The organism is Micrococcus sp. 093350064-1 (genome assembly GCF_053627955.1).
This window is the reverse complement of record NZ_JBSEYU010000005.1, coordinates 12,509-31,683: the sequence shown is the minus strand read 5'-3', so window position 1 is coordinate 31,683 and position 19,175 is coordinate 12,509. Positions and strand designations below refer to the sequence as shown.

Here is a 19,175-nt window from a genome sequence, read left to right as displayed (position 1 = left end):
CACCCCGTCACCGCCCGAGGACGTGGCGCAACGCGCCCTCCAGTTCGGGGTCGCGCATCTCGTAGCCGGAGGCGACCAGCCGGTCCGCCACGACCTTCTGGTCCGCCGCCACGGTCTCGGCCCGGCCCTCCTCGCCCAGCAGCAGGCGCGGCCCGGCCTCGGGCACCGGGATGACCGCGGGCCGGCGCAGCACCCGCCCGAGCACGGTGGCGAACTCCTTTGCCGTGACCGGCTCCGGCGCCACGGCGTTCAGCGGGCCGGTGACGCCGTCGTCGAGCACCGCGTGGGCGAAGGCCCCCGCGATGTCATCCGCGCCGATCCAGCTCAGCCACGGGCTGCCGTCGTGGCTCTCCCCGCCCGAGGTCGCGACCGGGCCGCCGAGACCCGCGAGGAACAGCGGCAGCACCTGCTGCAGCATGCCCCCGGCCGGGCTCAGGACCACGCCGGTCCGCAGCATCGCCACCCGGACGCCGGACGTCTCGGCGCGCCGGGCCTCGGCCTCCCAGTCCGCGACGACCTCGGCGAGGAAGTCGTCCCCGGGCTCCAGGTCCTCCACGAGGCCGCTGCCGAACGGGCCCGTGCCCGCGTCCGCCCCGTAGTACCCGATCGCCGAGCCGTTCACGAGCGCCCGCGCCCGCGCGTCGTCCCCCTCCCGCGCGGCGATCCGGGCGAGCGCGTCCACCAGGGTGCGCGTGCCGCGCACACGCGAGTCGTGCACGGCCTCCTTGTGCGCGTCCGTGAACCGGCCGGCGATGGGCTCGCCCGCCAGGTTCACCACGACGTCGGCCTCGGCCAGGGCGTCCTCGTCCACGATCTCGCGGGCCGGGTCCCACAGCGCCGCATCCAGCGCACCGCCCTTCTTCGAGCTCCGCACCAGCCGGATGACGCGGTGGCCGCCGGTGGTGAGCAGGGCACGGAGCTGCCGGCCGATCAGTCCGCCGGACCCCGTCACCGCGACCGTGCGGGCCGGTCCACCGACGAGGGGGCCGGGGTGGGCGGCGTGGAAGTCCAGGTCATCGGCCATCACGCGGGCGCGGTAGGCGAACTGGCGGCCCAGCTCCGCCTCGAAGGCCTCATGGGTGCGGCGCGAGGCCGCGGTGCCCAGACCGGGCACCCGGGACACGAGGGACTCCCCCGGCAGCGCGTACTCGATGTGGTCTGTGACCACCGTGCCGCGCCGCCCGTCCGCCGTGTCCGCCTCACCGGGCGCGGCGTCGTCAAGCAGGTGAGTGTGCCTCCAGGAGGCCAGAGGTCCGGAGACCATCTCGTCCCGGAACATGCGGCCCTCCTCGTAGGCCGTGTGGCGGGCCCGCCACGGCACCGCGGGCGCGGCTCCGCCAGGGAGGCGGGAGGCGACGGCGTCCGGCAGCAGGCCGGTGAGCATCCCGTGGGCCGCGCCGGCGAACAGGCCGGCCGCCCCGGGGGCCTGGATGCGCAGCCGCGATTCGGAGCCCACGCGGAGGCCGTCAGAGGGCCCCTGGACCACCTCGCCGGCGAACGGCGGGGTGAGACGCTCCAGCGCGCCGGGGTTCTCCAGCCATTGGAAGACGACCTCACGCGGGTGGCGCAGGAGGGTGCGGTGCTCGAAGACGCGGATCTCGGTCATGCACGCCAGCCTGGCACAGATGGAGGAGACGCGAACACCTGTCCGGGCCGGGCCGTGCAGGACAATGAGGGGATGGACCTGCTTCCCGAGCTGCGCTGGACCGCCGCCGCCCTGCCCGCCACCGAGCTGACCCTCGTGGCCGTCTTCTCCCCCGAGGACCAGACGGTGCGCGCCTCCGGCGTGGCCGTGCCGGAGGACTCGGAGCCCCCCGCCGCCGCGATCGGGCGCCTCCTCGAGACGCTCATGGACCGGCTCGTGGCCCTGGACCCGGAGACCGCCGACCGCGAGATGAACCCGCGCCCCGTGGAACCGCGTCCGGGTGCGTCCCAGCCCGTCGCCGACGCCCTGGCCGCCTACGCCGCGGGGGACGTGGCCGCGCTGGACGCCCTCGACGTCGCCCAGCCGGGCACCGCGTTCCGGCAGCGGGCGTGGCGGGAGCTGCGCGGCATCGCCCCCGGCTCCCCCGCCACCTACGGCGGCCTGGCCGAGCGGTGCGGGGCCCCGCGGGCCGTGCGCGCCGCCGGCGGGGCGTGCGCCGCCAACCTGGTGGCCGTCGTCGTGCCCTGCCACCGCGTGGTGCGCGCCGACGGCGCCGCGGGCCACTACCTCTACGGCACCGCCGCGAAGCAGGCCCTGCTGGCCCACGAGGCGGCGCACGCGGGCTGACCACCCCTCCCCCCGGCAACGCCGGTTGAGTTGTCACGGGTCCCGGGCACGCACACCCGTGACAACTCAACCCGCGTTGCGGACACGAGAAGGGGCCGGGCCGCGCGCTCCACGCACGCGACCCGGCCCCCGGCGCTCAGCCGCTCAGTCGCTCAGTCGCTCAGACGGAGAGCTTGTCCACGATCGCGTTGAGCGTCGCGGACGGGCGCATCACGGAGGTGACCTTCTCCAGCTCCGGCCAGTAGTAGCCGCCCAGGTCCACCGGGGAGCCCTGCACGCCGTTGAGCTCGGCCAGGATGGTCTCCTCCTGGGCCTCCAGCTCCTCGGCGACCGGCTTCGCCGCGGCCGCCAGCTCGGCGTCCTCGGTCTGCTTCGCCAGCTCGCGGGCCCAGTACAGCGCCAGGTAGAAGTGGCTGCCGCGGTTGTCCAGCTCGCCGACCTTGCGCTTCGGGGACTTGCCCTCGATCAGCAGGGTGCCGGTGGCGGCGTCCAGGGTGTCCGCCAGGACCCGCGCGCGGTGGTTCTCGTTCGCGACCGCCTCGTGCTCGAAGGACACGGCCAGCGCGAGGAACTCACCCAGGGAGTCCCAGCGCAGGTGGTTCTCCTCCACCAGCTGCTGCACGTGCTTCGGCGCGGAGCCGCCCGCACCGGTCTCGAACAGGCCGCCGCCGTTGAGCAGCGGGACGACCGAGAGCATCTTCGCGGAGGTGCCCAGCTCGAGGATCGGGAACAGGTCCGTGTTGTAGTCACGCAGCACGTTGCCGGTCACGGAGATGGTGTCCTCGCCGCGGCGGATGCGCTCCACCGAGAGCTTGGCGGCCTCGACCGGGGAGAGGATGCGGATGTCCAGGTCCTCGGTGTCGTGCTCCTTGAGGTACTCCTCGACCTTCTTGATGAGCTCGCGGTCGTGGGCGCGGGTCTCGTCCAGCCAGAACACGGCCGGGGTCTGGGACGCGCGGGCGCGGGTCACGGCCAGCTTCACCCAGTCGCGCACCGGGACGTCCTTGGTCTGGCAGGCGCGCCAGATGTCGCCGGCCTCGACGTCGTGGGAGAGCAGGGTCTCCCCGGCGGAGTTCTTCACGGCCACGGTGCCCGCGGCGTCCATGATGAACGTCTTGTCGTGCGAGCCGTACTCCTCGGCCTTCTGCGCCATGAGGCCCACGTTCGGGACGGTGCCCATGGTGGTGGGGTCGTAGGCGCCGTTGGCCTTGCAGTCGTCGATCACGGCCTGGAAGACGCCGGCGTAGGAGGAGTCCGGGATGACGGCCAGGGTGTCCTGGGTCTGGTCGTGCTTGTTCCACATGCGGCCGGAGTTGCGGATCATGGCGGGCATGGAGGCGTCCACGATCACGTCGGAGGGCACGTGGAGGTTGGTGATGCCCTTGGCGGAGTTCACCATGGCCACGTCCGGGCCGTTCTCGTAGGCGGCGGCGATGGCGGCGCGCACACCCTCGGCGGTCTCGGCGTCGAGCTTGTCCAGGCCGCCCTCGATCGCGGCGAGGCCGTTGTTCGCGGACAGGCCGGCGGCGGCCAGCTGCTCGCCGTACTTCTCGAACAGCTCGGAGAAGTAGGCCTTCACGACGTGGCCGAAGATCACCGGGTCGGAGACCTTCATCATGGTGGCCTTCAGGTGCGCGGAGAAGAGGATGCCCTCCTCCTTGGCGCGCTTGACCTGCTCGGCGAGGAACGCGTCCAGGGCCTTGGCGGACATGAACGTGCCGTCCACGACCTCGCCCTTGAGGACCTTCAGGCCCTCCTTGAGCACGGTGGTCTTGCCGTCCTCGCCGGTGAACTCGATCGTCAGCACGTCGGCGGCCGGCAGGGTCACGGACTGCTCATTGGCGCGGAAGTCGTCCGCGCCCATGGTGGCGACGGCGGTCTTGGAGTCCGGGGTCCACTCGCCCATCGAGTGGGGGAAGCGCTTGGCGTACGCCTTCACGGCCTTCGGGGCGCGGCGGTCCGAGTTGCCCTCGCGCAGCACCGGATTCACGGCGGAGCCCTTGACCGAGTCGTAGCGCGCCTTCGCGTCCTTCTCCGCGTCCGTCTTCGGCTCGTCCGGGTACTCCGGCAGCGCGTAGCCGTGCGCCTGCAGCTCCTTGATCGCGGCGCGCAGCTGCGGCACGGACGCGGAGATGTTCGGCAGCTTGATGACGTTGGCCTCGGGGGTCTTCACGAGCTCGCCGAGCTCGGCGAGGGCGTCCGCGGTGCGCTGCTCCTCGGGCAGGACGTCCTTGAACGCGGCGAGGATGCGGCCGGCCAGCGAGATGTCACGGGTCTCCAGCTCCACGCCGGCGGTGCCCGCGTAGGCGCGCACGATCGGCAGCAGCGACGCGGTGGCCAGCATGGGCGCCTCGTCCGTGAGCGTGTAGATGATCTTCGACATGCGGATGATCTCTCCTTCTGGCCGCACTCGAGACGCGGCCCTCGTCGGCAGGGAACGGGTGACTCGCCGCCAATCTACCCGGCGTCTCGGACGCGCCACACCGTGTGTGGCTCGGCGTCAGCGCCCCGGCCGTCGCCGGTGCCCTCGCCGGGCCGGGAGGGGTCGCTCGGGTACCAGGGGGGCGTCGGGTCGGAGGGGGCGCCCTCCGACGACGGCGGCGTGGATCGTGGCCGGCTCAGGTGCCCCGCACGGCCTGGGCGATGAAGAAGGAGACGACCAGGCCGAGGGGCTCCACACCATCGGCCCGCCGCGCTCAGCCGTGGAAGAAGTGGCGCGCCCCGGTCAGGTACAGGGTCACGCCGGCGGCCTCGGCCGCGGCCACGACCTCCTCGTCCCGGACGGAGCCGCCCGGCTGGACGACGGCCTTCACGCCGGCGTCGATGAGGATCTGCAGCCCGTCCGCGAACGGGAAGAACGCGTCCGAGGCGGCCACGGACCCGCGGGCCCGCTCGGGGGCGCCCTCCCCGGAGACGTTCTCCGCGCCGCCGGCGCTGCTCACGTCCTGCCCGCCGGTCTGCGCGGCGCCCAGGGTGTTGGCGCGCTCGACGGCCAGGCGGCAGGAGTCGAGGCGGTTGACCTGGCCCATGCCCACGCCGACCGTGGCGCCGTCGTGGGCCAGCAGCACGGCGTTGGACTTGGCCGCGCGGACGGCGCGCCACGCGAAGGCCAGGTCGGCCAGGACGGTCTCGTCGGCGGCGGGGCCGGCGGCGAGGGTCCAGGTGGCCGGGTCGTCGCCGTCCGCGTCCACCGCGTCCGCGATCTGCAGCAGCATGCCGCCGGAGACCTGCTTGGCCTCCACCGCGTCCCGCAGGAAGCCCTCGGGCAGGCTCAGCAGGCGCAGGTTCTTCTTGGCGGAGAGGATCTCCAGGGCCTCGGGCTCGAACGCCGGGGCCACGACGACCTCCGTGAACACGTCCTTCACCTGGGCGGCCATGGCGGCGGTGACGGGGCGGTTGGCCGCGATCACGCCGCCGAACGCGGAGACCGGGTCGCACGCGTGGGCCTTGGCGTGCGCCTGCGCGATGTCCGTGCCCTCGTCCGTGACGGCCACACCGCACGGGTTGGCGTGCTTGACGATCGCCACGGCCGGGACCGGGTGGTCGAAGGCGGCGCGCACCGCGGCGTCGGCGTCCACGTAGTTGTTGTAGCTCATCGGCTTGCCGTGCAGCAGCTCGGCCTGCGCGATGCCGGGGGCCGCCGAGGAGTCCAGGTACAGCGCCGCAGGCTGGTGCGGGTTCTCGCCGTAGCGCAGGATCTGCGCGCGCTCGAGGGAGAAGCCGGCGTAGGGCGGGAACACGGGGATCTCGTCGGCATCCGTGTCCTCGCCGAAGTGGGCGGCGGTCCAGGCGGCCACGGCGTTGTCGTACCCGGCGGTGTGGGCGAAGGCCAGGGCGGCCAGGCGCCGGCGGGCGCGCAGGTCGAAGCCGCCGGACTGCGCGGCCTGGACGACCTCGCCGTAGCGGGCCGGGTCCACGACGATCGCCACGGACGCGTGGTTCTTCGCGGCCGCGCGCACCATGGACGGCCCGCCGATGTCGATCTGCTCGACGACGGCGTCCTCCGCGGCGCCCGAGTTCACGGTGTCCACGAACGGGTAGAGGTTCACGACGACGAGGTCGAACGGCTCCACCTCGAGATCGCGCAGCTGGGTCACGTGGTCCTCGCGACGACGGTCTGCCAGGATGCCCGCGTGCACGCGCGGGTGCAGCGTCTTCACGCGGCCGTCCAGGCACTCCTGGAACCCGGTGACCTCGGCGACCTCGGTGACGGGCACGCCGGCGGCGGCGATGCGCTGGGCGGTGGAGCCGGTCGAGACGATCTGCACGCCCGCGGCGTGGAGCCCGGTGGCGAGCTCCTCGAGGCCGGTCTTGTCATAGACGGAGATCAGGGCCCGCTTCAGGGGCACCGTGTCCAGGACGGTGGTGGTGGGCTGGGCAGAGGTCACGAGGGGGCGCTCCTTCGAGGGGGTCCGGGTGCATCCCCCAGCATAGGCCGGGCCGCATAATGGCCCAGGCGTCCGCGTGACGGACCGCCCCCACTCCACCCGACGAACGGGAGCCGACCATGTCCTCCGCCACCCCACCCCGCCCCAGCGCCGACGGCGCGCACCCCGGGCCCACGCCCGACGTCGTCGCCCCCGACGCCGCCCTGCCCACCGGCGAGGCGGTCGTCCAGGAGCTGCCGTGGCGCTGGTCCGTCCAGGGACGCATCTTCCTGATCGGCGGCCTGGGCTTCATGTTCGACGCGTGGGACGTCACGCTCAACGGCGTGATGATCCCGCTGCTGCGCGAGGAGTGGGCCCTGGACAAGGCCGACGCCGCGTGGATCGGCACCGCGAACCTCATCGGCATGGCCGTGGGCGCGTTCCTGTGGGGCACCATCGCGGACCGCATCGGCCGCAAGGCGGCGTTCGCGTGGACGCTCGCGATCTTCTCCGTGTTCACGATCGCGGGCGCGCTGACGGACTCCCTGCTGTGGTTCGCGCTGTTCCGGTTCGTGGCCGGCATGGGCCTGGGCGGCACGATCCCCGTGGACTACGCGCTCGTGGGCGAGTTCACCCCGCGCCGGCTGCGGGGCCGCGTCCTGGCCGCGATGGACGGCTGGTGGCCCGTCGGCGCCGCGCTGTGCGGCCTCGTCTCCGCCTGGCTCGTGGGCACGTGGGGCGACTGGCGCCTGCCCCTGCTGGCCATGGTCCTGCCGGCCCTGCTCGTGTTCGTCGTGCGCCTGGGCATCCCCGAGTCCCCGCTGTTCCTGATGAGCCGGGGCCGCGAGACGCAGGCCCGCGCCGTCATCGACCGCATGGTGGCGGCCACCGGCGCGCCCCGCCGGCCCTACACGATGCCCCCGGCCGAGCCGGCCCGCTCCGGCGGCGTCGGCGCGCAGCTCGCCGCGGTCTGGCGGTTCTCCCCGCGCATCACCGCGGTCGCCTGGGCCCTGTTCGTGGCCATCATGCTCGTCTACTACATCGCGCTGCAGTGGCTGCCGACGTTCCTCATCGACGCCGGCTACGCGGAGGGCCGCGCCTTCATCATGACCTCCGGCATGGCCGCGGCCGGCCTGCTCGGCGTGGTCGTGGCCACCGTGCTGATCGAGGTCACCGGCCGCCGCTGGCTGCTGGCCGTCAGCGCCGTCGTCGCGAGCGCCCTGACCGTCTGGCTGGCGAGCGTGCTGGACGTGCCCGCCGCGGTGCTGCCGCTCGTGCTGGCGTTCGGCTTCGTGGTGCAGGTCGCGATCCCGGTGCTCTACACGTACGTCTCCGAGCTGTACCCGACGACGCTGCGCGCCTCCGGCTTCGGCTGGGCGTCGGCGGCCTCGCGGGTGGGCGCGGGCCTGGGTCCGCTGCTCTTCGTGGGCACGCTGGTCCCCGTCCTCGGGCTGCCGGGGGCGTTCGCCGTCACCGGCGGGCTCGTGGTCCTGGCCTGCGCGGCGATGCTGGCGCTGGCCCCGGAGACCCGCGGCCGCGCCCTCGAGGTCAGCGCCGACTGAGCTCGCCGAGCACGCGCAGCAGCAGGGCCCGCTCCTGGACCTTGATGCGCTCGTGCAGCTCGGCCTCGGTGTCCGTGTCCAGCACGGGCACCGCGGCCTGCGCGAGGATCGGGCCGGTGTCCACGCCCGCGTCCACCACGTGCACGGTGCAGCCGGTGACCTTCACCCCGTGCGCCAGCGCGTCCCGGACGCCATGGGCCCCCGGGAAGGACGGCAGCAGAGCGGGGTGGGTGTTGAGGATGCGGCCGTCGAACCGCTCGAGCAGCGGGGCGCCCAGGATCCGCATGAACCCGGAGCACACCACCCAGTCCGGCGCGTAGGCGGCGACGGCGTCCGCGAGCGCCTCGTCCCACGCGCGCCGGTCCGCGTGGTCCTTCGGGGAGACCACGAACGTCTCGATCCCGTGGGCGCGGGCGCGCTCCAGGCCGCCGGCCTCGGCGACGTCGGCGCCCACTGCGGCGATCTCCACGTCCAGGGCGCCGGAGGCGACGGCGTCGAGGACGGCCTGCAGGTTGGTGCCGGAACCGGAGACGAGGGCAACGATGCGCATGCGCCCATCGTAGGGTGAGGGGGTGTCCGCCCCCGTTCCCTCCTCCCCGCCCCGCCCGCCGCAGGGCACCCCCGACCCCGGCCGCGTCCGCACCGGCCGTGCCCTGCTGTGGCAGTCCGTGGCGCTGCTGGGGATGGTGCTCTCCTTCTCCCTCGTGCTGCCGTGGAAGCTGATCGCCCTCGCGCTGGGGCTGGTCGCCCTTGTGCTCGGCGTGCGCGTGTGGGTCACGAGCCGCGGCGCCGAGCGCTCGGGACTGCCCCGCGCGGTGGCGTCCGCCGGCATGGCGATGGCGCTGGTGGGCATGACGACGGCGGCGCTGCCGCTGCTCGCGTGGGACGCGACGGTCCAGCTCGAGCAGTGCGGCGCCTCCGCGCTCACCGTGCGGGCGCAGCAGGCGTGCGCGGACGAGTTCACCCGTCAGGTGGAGGAGCGCACGGGGGTGCCCCAGCTGCGGCCCTGAGCCGCGGGCGTCAGTCCCGCGCCCGGCGCGGGGCCGGCCGGTCGCGCGGGCCCGAGGCGCGGTCGCCGGACCGCGGCACCGTCGTCGTCCTGTCCCGGTGCCCGGCCACGGCCAGGGCCGTGAGGTAGCCGGCGGCGCAGCCCAGCGCGACCCACCCGGCGACGGCGGCGCACACCGCCCAGACGTGGGAGCCGATGTCCGTCAGCGTGCCGAGCCCGAGCGTGCCGGAGGTGAGGGCCAGCGGCACGAGCAGCAGCAGCCCCGTGAGCAGTCCGGTGAGCAAGGCCAGGGCCAGCGTGGACAGCGTCAGGGACACCGCGCGGCTGCCGTGGCGGGTGTCCAGCCAGTCGTCGAGGTGGTTCTCCCCCTCCCGCAGCAGCCACACGCCGGCCACGGCGCCGGCGCCGATCGGCACGGCCAGCAGGAGCAGCTGCCACGGCGACCACGTCCCGGGCAGCGCACCCAGCGCCGGGAGGGCTGGCGCGGTGGCCGACGTCGCGCCGAACACGGAGTAGAGGCTGTCCGCGCCCACGGAGAACCCCGGGCCCGCCGTCCACGCGATCGACCACGCGGTGAACGTGGGCAGCCAGCCGATCTGCAGCAGCGCCAGCAGCAGGCCGCCCAGCGGGCCGCCCCCGATCGCCTCGGCCACGGTGACGACGGCGGCCCACTCGGCGGCCAGCCGCCCCGCCACGAGCAGCGCGTTCAGGCCCGTCAGGGCGAGCACGGCGACGGCCGCGGCGCGCACCACGGACCACGCGTACGAGCCGGCCCAGCGTTCGTACTGCGAGCGCCGCGAGATCCGCTCCGTGAGGTCCAGGCCGATCAGGTGCGCCCAGGTGCCCGCCTCGCGCCGCGCCCCCGCGAGGGCGGCCACGCCGAAGAGCAGGGCGGGCAACAGCGCCGCCGGGGCGGGGTGCGCCGTCAGCTCGTCCGTGCCGGGCAGGAAGGCCACGGCCAGCCCCACCAGGGCGTAGGCCCCCACCGCGCCCACGAAGGCCTGCCACGCCTGGTCCCGGTAGGACGCGCGCGCCAGGCGCCGGCCGGCCCGCCAGGACAGCGCGAGCGGGAGCAGGGTCAGGCCCCACGGCACGAACCACGCCGTGCCGGCGATGAGGTGATCCGGCGCGGTGGGCATGGCCGTGGCCACGGTGACGGGCACCGCGTGCAGGGCCAGCCACAGGACGCCGCCCACCTGGACGGCACCCTCGATGGTCGGCCGCTCGAACCCGCCCGTGGCCCACACCGCGAGGGTGGGGACCATGACCGCGAGCAGGCTGATCATCGCCGTGACGAGCGCCTCGACCACCCCCTGCAGCCACAGCGGCAGGGGGACGGGGCGCAGCAGACGGGGCGCAGCGGGGCGGGAACTCACCCGTCCATGGTGCCACCCGACTCCGGGCGGCGCCTGGACGGGGGCGGGCCGCGCGGGCCGGTGCGACGACCGTCACGCGCCCCGAGAGTTCACCGTGGGGTCACCGGGCCGTCGTCGGAGGGTGTCCCGGCCGTGGTCCGGGGTCCTTAGCGTCGGCCACGTGCGTGTCGTCGTGGTCGCCGAATCGTTCCTGCCCCACATGAACGGGGTCACCCACTCCATCCTCCAGGTGCTGCGCCACCTGCGGGAGCGGGGCGACGAGGCGATGGTGATCGCCCCGGCCGCCTCGTGGTCCGCCGGGTGGACCCAACGCGCGGGCGCCGGTGAGGCCCCCCGCGAGGTCGAGGGCTTCCCCGTGCGCACCCTGCCCTCCGTGCCCCTGACCGGGTACGCCTCCGTGCGGGTGGCCGCCGGCACGGTGGGCCGGCTGCGCGGCATGCTCGCCGACTTCGCCCCGGACGTGGTGCACATCGCCTCCCCCTTCGTGCTGGGCTGGCGCGCGGTGCAGGCGGCCGAGGAGCTCGGCATCCCCTCCGTGGCCGTCTACCAGACCGAGGTCCCCGGCTACGCGGCCCGGTACGGCGCCCCGTGGCTGGAGGACGTGCTGTGGAGCCATGTGGCGCGCCTGCACAACATGGCCACGCTGACGCTCGCGCCGTCGTCGTTCACCGTCCGGCAGCTGCACCGCCAGGGGGTGCGACGCGTGCACCTGTGGGGCCGCGGCGTCGACTCCCGCCGATTCCATCCCGCCAAGCGGGACGAGGCGCTGCGCGCCGAGCTCGCCCCGAACGGCGAGAAGCTCGTGGGCTTCGTGGGGCGGCTGGCGCACGAGAAGCAGGTCGGGGACCTGCGGGTGCTCTCGGACCTGCCGGGCACCCGCCTCGTGGTCATCGGCTCCGGGCCGCTGCGCGAACAGCTCGAGCGGGAGCTGCCCGGCGCGCACTTCGCCGGCTTCCAGGGGGGCGAGGACCTCGCACGCCACGTGGCGAGCCTGGACCTGTTCGTGCACCCGGGCGAGTCCGACACCTTCGGCCAGACGCTGCAGGAGGCGATGGCCTCGGGCGTGCCCGTCGTCGCCGTCGGCCGCGGCGGCCCCCTCGACATCGTGGACGCCTCCCGCACCGGCTGGCTCTACCCGCCCGGCGAGCTGGACGAGCTGCGCCGCCACGTCGCGGACCTCGTGTACGACGACGTCAAGCGGGCCGCGTTCGCCGACGCGGCGTGGGCGTCGGTGCAGGGCCGGACCTGGCCGGTGCTGTGCGAGCAGCTCGTGGGCTACTACGAGAAGGCGATCGCGGTGCAGGAGCGCCGCCGCGTGGAGCTGGCCCGCCGGCTGCTGACGGCGCCGGCGCTGCTGGCCGCGCGCGTGTTCGGCTGAGCCCCCCGGGCCGGGCGCCGTGCGGGCGCCGTGCGGTCCGGGTCTCGCGTCCGGAGCCGTGACTAGGGTGGCGGGCATGGACGCCACCCCGCACCACCGCCCCGCCGAGCCCGGCCCCCTGCCCGATCCCGCCGCGCCTCGCCGCCTCGCCGGCAAGGACGTGCACCCCGTCGGCCTCGGGTGCATGAACATCGTGCACGGCTACTCCGGGTTCCTCGACGACGACGCCGCCGTCGATCTGCTCACCCGCGTGCTGGACGACGGCACCGACCACCTGGACACCGCTACCCTCTACGGCGGCGGCCGCAGCGAGGAGCTCGTGGGGCGGGCGCTCGCCCGGGCGAGGTCGGACGTCCGCGAGCGCGTCCTGCTCGCCTCCAAGGGCGGGCTCGTGCGGGACGGGCAGCGGCGGATCGACGGCCGCCCGGAGACGCTGCGCGCGCACGTGGACGCCTCCCTGCGCCGGCTCGGCCAGGACCGGATCGACCTGTACTACCTGCACCGGCTGGACCCGGAGGTCCCCGTCGAGGAGTCCGTGGGGGCGCTCGCGGAGGCCGTCACGGACGGCAAGATCGGGGCGATCGGCCTGTCCGAGGTCTCGGCCGCCACCCTGACCCGGGCCGTGGCCGTCCACCCGATCGCGGCGGTGCAGTCCGAGTACTCTCTCGCCACCCGCAACCCCGAGTGGGGTGTGCTCGAGGCGTGCCGCCGCCACGGGACCGCCTTCGTGGCCTTCTCCCCCGTCAGTCGCGGCCTGCTCACGGACGCGCCGCCGCGGCTGGGCGGGCTGGACGCGGGAGACCTCCGGCACCGGCTGCCCCGCTTCGCCGAGGGCCACTACGAGGCCAACCTGACGCTGCGCGAGGCGCTCTCGGCCGAGGCCGTCCGGCTCGGGACGAGCACGGCGGGGCTCGCCGTCGCCTGGGTCCTGGCCCAGGGCGAGGACGTCCTGGCGATCCCGGGGACCACCTCATGGGAGCACTGGCTCGAAAACCGGGGCGCGCACGAGGTGCGGCTGACCCCGGCCGACGTCGCCCGCCTGGACGCCCTCGTCAACGACGCGACCGTGGCGGGCCCGCGCTACAGCGAGAGCCAGCAGGCCAGCATCGACACCGAGGCGGCGCCGCCGCGCTGAGCCGAACGCGGGGCCCGGGGTGGCCCGCGTCTCATGTCGGTAACAGGGCGCGCTCCCTGTCAGGATGGGCGTCAGGCACCGCGGCCTCCTCCGACCGCGGCGCGCCACGGCGGGGGCACCGCGGGGCGTCTTTATCCCGACGTCCGAGGAGGACACCATGAATGAGTCTCTGGAGAGCCTGCGCGACGAGGTGTTCGCGCGCAACCCCGGCGAGGCCGAGTTCCACCAGGCGGTGTCCGAGGTGTTCGAGGCACTGGGACCGGTGGTGCAGCGCCACCCCCAGTACGTCGAGGCCGGGGTCATGCACCGCCTCTGCGAGCCGGAGCGCCAGATCATCTTCCGCGTGCCGTGGATCGACGACGCCGGCGTCGTGCAGGTCAACCGCGGGTTCCGCGTGGAGTTCAACTCGGCGCTCGGCCCGTACAAGGGCGGACTGCGCTTCCACCCCTCCGTGTACCTCGGGATCGTCAAGTTCCTGGGCTTCGAGCAGATCTTCAAGAACTCGCTCACCGGCATGCCGATCGGCGGCGGCAAGGGCGGCTCGGACTTCGACCCCGCCGGCAAGTCCGACCGCGAGATCATGCGGTTCTGCCAGTCCTTCATGACGGAGCTGCATCGCCACATCGGTGAGCACACGGACGTGCCGGCCGGCGACATCGGCGTGGGCGCCCGCGAGATCGGCTACATGTTCGGCCAGTACAAGCGACTGACCAACCGCTTCGAGGCCGGCGCCCTCACCGGCAAGGGCCTGACGTGGGGCGGCTCGCTCGTCCGCACCGAGGCCACCGGCTACGGCGCCGTGATGTTCGTGGACTCCATGCTGCGCACGCGCGGCGAGTCCATGGACGGCCAGCAGGTGCTGATCTCCGGCTCCGGCAACGTGGCCATCTACGCCGCGGAGAAGGCCGCCGCGCTCGGGGCCACCGTGCTCACCGCGTCCGACTCCTCGGGCTGCATCGTGGACCCGGACGGCCTCGACCTGGACCTGCTCAAGCAGATCAAGGAGGTCGAGCGCGGCCGCATCTCCGAGTACGCCGAGCGCCGCGGCGGGCGGTCCCGCTACGTCAGCGGCGGCAGCGTGTGGGACGTCGAGGGCACCGTGGCCCTGCCGTGTGCCACTCAGAACGAGCTCGACGAGTCCGCCGCCCGGACCCTGCTGAAGAACGGGGTGAAGGCCGTGGCCGAGGGCGCGAACATGCCCTGCACCGAGGCAGCCTCCCACCTGTTCGTCGACTCCGGGACGCTGTTCGGCCCGGGCAAGGCCGCCAATGCGGGCGGCGTGGCGACGTCCGCGCTGGAGATGCAGCAGAACGCCTCGCGGGACTCGTGGAACTTCGACTACACCCACGACCGGCTCGAGCAGATCATGCGCGACATCCACGACCGCTGCGTGGAGACCGCCGAGGAGTACGGCACCCCCGGCAACTACGTGGCGGGGGCGAACATCGCCGGGTTCATCAAGGTCGCCGACGCGATGATCGCCCAGGGCGTGGTCTGAGGCTAGGCCCCGCCCCTTCCGTGATCCTCCGCCGCCCTGCGACATCACCGCCGTTCTGACGCGCGGTGATGTCGCAGGGCGGCGGTCGTTCGAGGGCACCCGACTCCTGCACAGGCCCCCCGACGTCGGGGGCCCTCCACCGTCCGGCGCGGCCGACCCCGCGCGCCCCGGACGGGCCCACGACACTGGGCCGCATGACCCTGCTCTCCGACCACGCGCGGACACTGCTCCCGGGACGCGGGCCCCTGCTCAGCGCAGCGGACCCCCACGACGGGGCGGCGCGGCGCCGTCTCGAACGCGCCTGGACCCGCGGGGTCCTCGTGCGGCTCAGCCCGCGCGTCTACATCAGCGTCAGCGACTGGGCCGCGCTGCGTCCGTGGGACAGGGCGGTCGTGTCCGCCGTCGCCCTCTCGATCGCCCGCCCCGCGACGGTGTTCACGGGCCTGACCGCGGCCCGGCTGCACGGTCTGGGGCCGGCCGTCGAGCCGCCCGCGCTCGAGCTGCGCGCCCCCTCGCCCGGGCATCACGGCTGCGGTCCGCTGACCCGCCGTCCCCTCGCCCCCTCCCTGGTGGCCCACGACCGCCGGCTTCCCGTCCCGCCACGCCGCCGACCCCGGTGGGGGCTGCCGGAGGCGGCCCACGCCGCGCCTCAGCCGGTCGAGGCCGTCCTGTCGGACGGGCAGAGCCTCGGGACCGTCCTGGCGGATCCGCTGCCCACGGTGCTGCTGGTCCTCGGCGCGGCCACCCCGTTCCGCGACGCCGTGGCCCCGCTGGACGCGCTCGTCCGAGCCTGGCCCGAGGAGGCCGCACGCTGGGCGAGGCAGGCGGAGAGCCGACTCGGATCAGCGGCCGCCCTCCGCCGATTCGAGCGGGCGTGGCACTTCGCGGACGCGCGGGCGGAATCCGCCGGCGAGTCCTACAGCCGGGCCATCATCCACGAGCTCGGCTTCGTCCCGCCCACGGCGCTGCAGCATCGCCACCGGGATGCGAACGGACGCGGGGTGGCCCGCACGGACTTCTGGTGGGAGCAGGTGCGGGTGTACGGGGAGTTCGACGGGCTGGGCAAGTACGACCTGTCGTTCTTCGACGGTGACGACACGGCCCGCCGCGCCAGCATCCGCCGGGAGAAGGAACGGGAGGTGGCCCTGCAGCTGGTCACCCGGGCGGGTGCGCATTGGACGTGGGGAGACCTCCTGCGGCCAGACCGGCTGGCGCGGATCCTCACCGCCGCGGGCGTCCCCCGCTCGGTCTGATCCACGGCCGTCCCACGGGCCCGGTCCCGACTCGGCGAGCCCGAGCGGTCGACCTCCGCTCTGCGACATCGCAGCCGTTCTGCACGGCGGTGATGTCGCAGGACGGCTGCCGGGCGGCCCGCAGCCCACCTCGGCCCACCTCAGCCGGCCAGGGCCGCCCGCTGCTCGGGGCTGATGCGCACGGGGCGGCCCGTCTGCCCGTCGACGAACACCATGACGGACGTCGCGGTGGCGCAGAGGGTGTCGTCGACGCCGTCGTGCAGGGCGTAGCCCACGTGCACCGAGGCGGCCTTCACGGCGTCCACGCTCACCACCACGCGCAGTGGCACGGGGCGGTAGGGCATCTGGGCCCGGTACTTCACGGTGTGCTCGGAGATGAACGTCCGCACACCGGGGGCCACCCCCTCGAGCAGGTCGATCGGCGGGGCCTGCCCGCCGCCGGCGCCGGTGTTCGCGGGCACGCCGAAGGCCGCCACGCGGGCCTCCTCCAGCAGCTGCACCACGGCGATGTTGTTCACGTGGCCGTAGGCGTCCATGTCCGCCCAGCGCAGCGGGATGCGGACCTCGACGGAGCGCGAGGCGGTCATCGGGCGGCCTCCTCGTCCGCGGGCCGGCCGTCGCGCTGCCCCGGGGCGTCGAGGGTCGCCGGCGCCTCGTCGTCGCCGAGGATGTCCTCACGCCAGGCCTCGGGCTGCACGTCCACGAACTCGACGGGCAGGATGCCCAGGTCCTCGAGCTGATTGGACAGCGTGGCCCCGTCCGGGCCGTAGCACCACGGGATGCCCGGGGTGGAATGGCGGGTGTCCTCCGCCCGGCCGCCCGCGAGCAGCGCCTGCGAGGGGGTCAGCTGCCGGATGACGATCGCCTTGACCCGGTCGGGGTGGCGCTGCGCGAACTCGGCGTAGATCTCGGGGTCGTGCTGGCCGTCGTCGCCCACCAGGATCCACTGGATGTCCGGGAACTGCTCGGCGAGGCGCTCGAGCTGGACCCTCTTGTGCTCCTGACCGGAGCGGAACCAGCGGTCCCTCGTGGGCCCCCAGCTGGTCAGCAGCAGAGCGCCGAGCGGGTAGAGGTTGCGGCCCAGGAAGCGGGTGAGGGTCTGCGCCACGTTCCACGCGCCCGTGGACAGGTACAGCACGGGGGCCTTCGGCTCGAGCTCGGCGATCCGGCGCAGCAGCACGGCGATCCCCGGAGTGGGCGTGCGGGCGTGCTCGTCGATCACGAACGAGTTCCAGGCCGCCAGCAGGGGGCGGGGCAGTGAGGTGACCACCACGGTGTCGTCGATGTCCGAGACCAGGCCGATCCGCGCGCCCGGCTCGCAGATGTACAGGTCCATGACGGCGTGCTCCTCTTGGCCGCCGACGTGGAGGGTGGCGGTCTGCCAGCCGGGCTCCAGCTCGACGTCCAGCACGACGTCGACGACGCCCATCCGGTCCGTGCGCACCGTGGTGCGCAGGTCCCCCACCTGCACCTCCACCTCGGCGTAGGCCATGGGCGGGGCCACGAAGTTGCGCCAGCCGCGCACGCCGTCCGCCACCACCTTCGACAGCCGACGGCCGTTCATGAACTCCTCGTCGGAGGCGATCACCACACGGGAGAGGATCCGCACCCAGCTGGTGCTGCCGTAGCCCGTGAACGCCATGACCGTCGGCACGTTGCCGGCACGCAGCGCGCGGGCGCGGTGCCAACGGTTCCACCCCTCCTGCAGGTGCGTGGCGACGTTCTCCACGGGAGTGGGGTCACCGGAAGGGGCCAGGCGGCCGCGCCGGGGCGCGGGCGTGGGGGCGTCGGAGGCTGCGGGCATGCGCCCAGTATTCCGCACCGTGCGCTCTCAGCGGATCTCGGGGACCAGCGCGGTCAGGCGGTCCAGCATGCGGCCGACCTTGCCGTTCTCGATCGCGGCGGCCACGTGCCCGTTCGCGAACCGCTCGCCGCGCACCAGGTAGGTGAACAGCGTGCCGAGGTCGGCCAGGGACGCCTCGGCGATGCCGGCCTCGCTCACCCGGTCCACGTTCCGCAGGTAGTCGACGTCGATGCCCGCCAGCTCCTGCGCGGCCACGAGGCCGGGGAACACGCGGTCGTCGTAGTCCGGGTAGACGCCGCCGAGGGTGCCGGGCGCGGGGGCGCCGTAGGAGGCGATCGGCCGGGCCTCGGTGCCGTAGCCGGCGGCGAGCAGCTCGCGCAGCGCACGCACGGCGGCCACGCGCTGGGGCGTGGGGGTCTGCGGGCCGGTGAGGGAGGCGTCGTCGTCGGGGGTCGGGAGGGGGTGCTCGGTCATGGCGGCTCCTCTGCTCGGGGGGGGTCGGCCCCATTGTCTCGCGTGCGGTCCGACGTGTCCGGGCCCCCGCCTAGGCTCGGGGCATGAGCCCCGCCCTGCCCTGCCCCGCCGAGCTGCGCGCGATCGCCCTCGACGCCGCCCGCGCGGTCGTCGGCGACCTCGCCGCCGCCTTCCGCTCCCCCACCGCCATCGGGCCCGAGGCCAAGACCACGCACCACGACCTCGTCACCGTGCACGACCGACACACCGAGGCCCGGCTCGTCGCCGCGCTCACGACGGCGGTCCCCGGCTCCGGCGTGCTCGGCGAGGAGCTCGGGGCGCAGGCCGGCACCGGTGAGGCCGCCCGGCTGACCTGGATCGTCGACCCCATCGACGGCACCTCCAACTTCACACACGGCTTCGCGATGTTCTCGGTGTCCCTGGCCGCCGAGGTCGACGGCGAGGTGGTGGCCGGCGTCGTGCTGGACCCCGTGGGCCGGCTGGCGTTCTCCGCCGACGCGGACGGCGCCTACCTCACCCGCGGCGACGGGCCGGAGCGCCCGCTGGCCGAGGTCGGCCGGCCGGCGCCGGCCGGCGGCGAGCGCGCCCAGAACCTCGTGACCTCCTATCCGGCGGGCGAGGCGCTCGCGCGCGAGGGCGAGGACGCGCTGCGCCGCTTCGGGCGGCTCGTGACCGCCCACGCGACCGTGCGCCGCACCGTCTCCGGCGCCCTCGAGCTCGCCCACACGGCGGCGGGCTGGGCCGACGCCGCGCTGTACGTGGACACCAAGCCCTGGGACGTCGCGGCGGGGCAGCTGATCCTGCGCCGCGCCGGGGGCAGGTGGCTCACGCCGGACCCGGCCGCGCCGTCGTCGGGCCGGCTCGTCGACGACGGCCCGCGCGCCCACACGTGCCCGTTCGCGCTCGCCGTCGCCCCGGGCCGCGAGGCGCCGACGACGGCGGCGGTGCTGGGTGACATCGTCGCCTCGCGGGCGACCGACCATGTATAGAGTGGATGTGAGCCCGATCTCAGCGCCGCGCCCGACGGCGCCCGTCCCGGCATGCCAG

16 protein-coding genes are annotated in these 19,175 nt (G+C 74.5%); 8 read left to right on the top strand and 8 right to left on the bottom strand.

Going from position 1 to position 19,175, the window contains the following annotated elements:
* Nucleotides 1–7: 7 nt before the first annotated feature.
* Nucleotides 8–1,606 (bottom strand): TIGR01777 family oxidoreductase, encoded by a 1,599-nt coding sequence (locus ACUW6W_RS06845; RefSeq protein WP_248074113.1) that lies wholly within the window; start codon nt 1,604–1,606, stop codon nt 8–10.
* 72 nt (nt 1,607–1,678) lie between these two features.
* On the opposite strand from ACUW6W_RS06845, the gene ACUW6W_RS06840 reads away from it, so the two are divergent.
* Nucleotides 1,679–2,272: a methylated-DNA--[protein]-cysteine S-methyltransferase gene (locus ACUW6W_RS06840; protein WP_002853712.1), complete on the top strand. Its 594-nt coding sequence runs from the start codon at nt 1,679–1,681 to the stop codon at nt 2,270–2,272.
* A gap of 160 nt (nt 2,273–2,432) precedes the next feature.
* On the opposite strand, the gene ACUW6W_RS06835 is transcribed toward ACUW6W_RS06840, so the two are convergent.
* Both ACUW6W_RS06835 and purH read right to left on the bottom strand, forming a co-directional pair.
* Entirely contained in the window at nt 2,433–4,655 is a 2,223-nt protein-coding gene (locus ACUW6W_RS06835) for an NADP-dependent isocitrate dehydrogenase (RefSeq protein WP_206481311.1), read from the bottom strand.
* A gap of 313 nt (nt 4,656–4,968) precedes the next feature.
* Nucleotides 4,969–6,660: a bifunctional phosphoribosylaminoimidazolecarboxamide formyltransferase/IMP cyclohydrolase gene (gene purH / locus ACUW6W_RS06830; RefSeq protein ID WP_454180024.1), complete on the bottom strand. Its 1,692-nt coding sequence runs from the start codon at nt 6,658–6,660 to the stop codon at nt 4,969–4,971.
* Between the two features lie 119 nt (nt 6,661–6,779).
* Here purH and ACUW6W_RS06825 point away from each other — a divergent pair, with 119 nt between their 5' ends.
* Nucleotides 6,780–8,201 (top strand): MFS transporter, encoded by a 1,422-nt coding sequence (locus ACUW6W_RS06825; protein WP_002853715.1) that lies wholly within the window; start codon nt 6,780–6,782, stop codon nt 8,199–8,201.
* Here the strand turns inward: ACUW6W_RS06825 and purN are convergent.
* On the bottom strand, nt 8,188–8,751 hold the full coding sequence (gene purN / locus ACUW6W_RS06820) for a phosphoribosylglycinamide formyltransferase (protein WP_065573378.1): 564 nt from the start codon (nt 8,749–8,751) through the stop codon (nt 8,188–8,190). The genes ACUW6W_RS06825 and purN overlap by 14 nt on opposite strands.
* Before the next feature lie 22 nt (nt 8,752–8,773).
* Between purN and ACUW6W_RS06815 the strand changes: the two genes are divergently transcribed.
* A complete protein-coding gene (locus ACUW6W_RS06815; protein WP_454180023.1) occupies nt 8,774–9,211 on the top strand; it encodes a hypothetical protein in 438 nt (145 codons plus the stop codon).
* Nucleotides 9,212–9,221: 10 nt separating this feature from the next.
* Here the strand turns inward: ACUW6W_RS06815 and ACUW6W_RS06810 are convergent, their stop codons facing one another.
* Nucleotides 9,222–10,586, bottom strand: coding sequence for a cell division protein PerM (locus tag ACUW6W_RS06810; RefSeq protein ID WP_454180022.1), 1,365 nt, complete (start codon nt 10,584–10,586; stop codon nt 9,222–9,224).
* A gap of 160 nt (nt 10,587–10,746) precedes the next feature.
* Between ACUW6W_RS06810 and ACUW6W_RS06805 the strand changes: the two genes are divergently transcribed.
* From ACUW6W_RS06805 to ACUW6W_RS06790, 4 genes are all read left to right on the top strand, one after another.
* The gene (locus ACUW6W_RS06805) at nt 10,747–11,964 is read left to right on the top strand and encodes a glycosyltransferase family 4 protein (RefSeq protein ID WP_036334064.1); all 1,218 of its coding nucleotides are present in this window, start codon (nt 10,747–10,749) and stop codon (nt 11,962–11,964) included.
* Nucleotides 11,965–12,040: 76 nt separating this feature from the next.
* Entirely contained in the window at nt 12,041–13,099 is a 1,059-nt protein-coding gene (locus ACUW6W_RS06800) for an aldo/keto reductase (protein WP_454180021.1), read from the top strand.
* A gap of 157 nt (nt 13,100–13,256) precedes the next feature.
* A complete protein-coding gene (gene gdhA / locus ACUW6W_RS06795) occupies nt 13,257–14,597 on the top strand; it encodes an NADP-specific glutamate dehydrogenase (protein WP_454180020.1) in 1,341 nt (446 codons plus the stop codon).
* 194 nt (nt 14,598–14,791) lie between these two features.
* Nucleotides 14,792–15,850: a hypothetical protein gene (locus tag ACUW6W_RS06790; protein ID WP_454180019.1), complete on the top strand. Its 1,059-nt coding sequence runs from the start codon at nt 14,792–14,794 to the stop codon at nt 15,848–15,850.
* A 140-nt stretch (nt 15,851–15,990) separates the two neighbouring features.
* On the opposite strand, the gene ACUW6W_RS06785 is transcribed toward ACUW6W_RS06790, so the two are convergent.
* The 3 genes from ACUW6W_RS06785 to ACUW6W_RS06775 are packed head-to-tail and all read right to left on the bottom strand — an operon-like array spanning nt 15,991 to nt 18,128.
* Nucleotides 15,991–16,437, bottom strand: a complete 447-nt coding sequence (locus tag ACUW6W_RS06785; protein WP_002853740.1) for an acyl-CoA thioesterase — start codon at nt 16,435–16,437, stop codon at nt 15,991–15,993.
* Entirely contained in the window at nt 16,434–17,654 is a 1,221-nt protein-coding gene (locus tag ACUW6W_RS06780; protein ID WP_061866956.1) for an App1 family protein, read from the bottom strand. Before ACUW6W_RS06780 ends, ACUW6W_RS06785 begins: the two co-directional genes overlap by 4 nt.
* A 27-nt stretch (nt 17,655–17,681) precedes the next feature.
* Entirely contained in the window at nt 17,682–18,128 is a 447-nt protein-coding gene (locus ACUW6W_RS06775) for a DUF6508 domain-containing protein (protein WP_454180018.1), read from the bottom strand.
* Nucleotides 18,129–18,211: 83 nt separating this feature from the next.
* Between ACUW6W_RS06775 and ACUW6W_RS06770 the strand changes: the two genes are divergently transcribed.
* Nucleotides 18,212–19,117, top strand: coding sequence for an inositol monophosphatase family protein (locus ACUW6W_RS06770; RefSeq protein ID WP_041103040.1), 906 nt, complete (start codon nt 18,212–18,214; stop codon nt 19,115–19,117).
* The last annotated feature ends 58 nt before the right edge of the window (nt 19,118–19,175 follow it).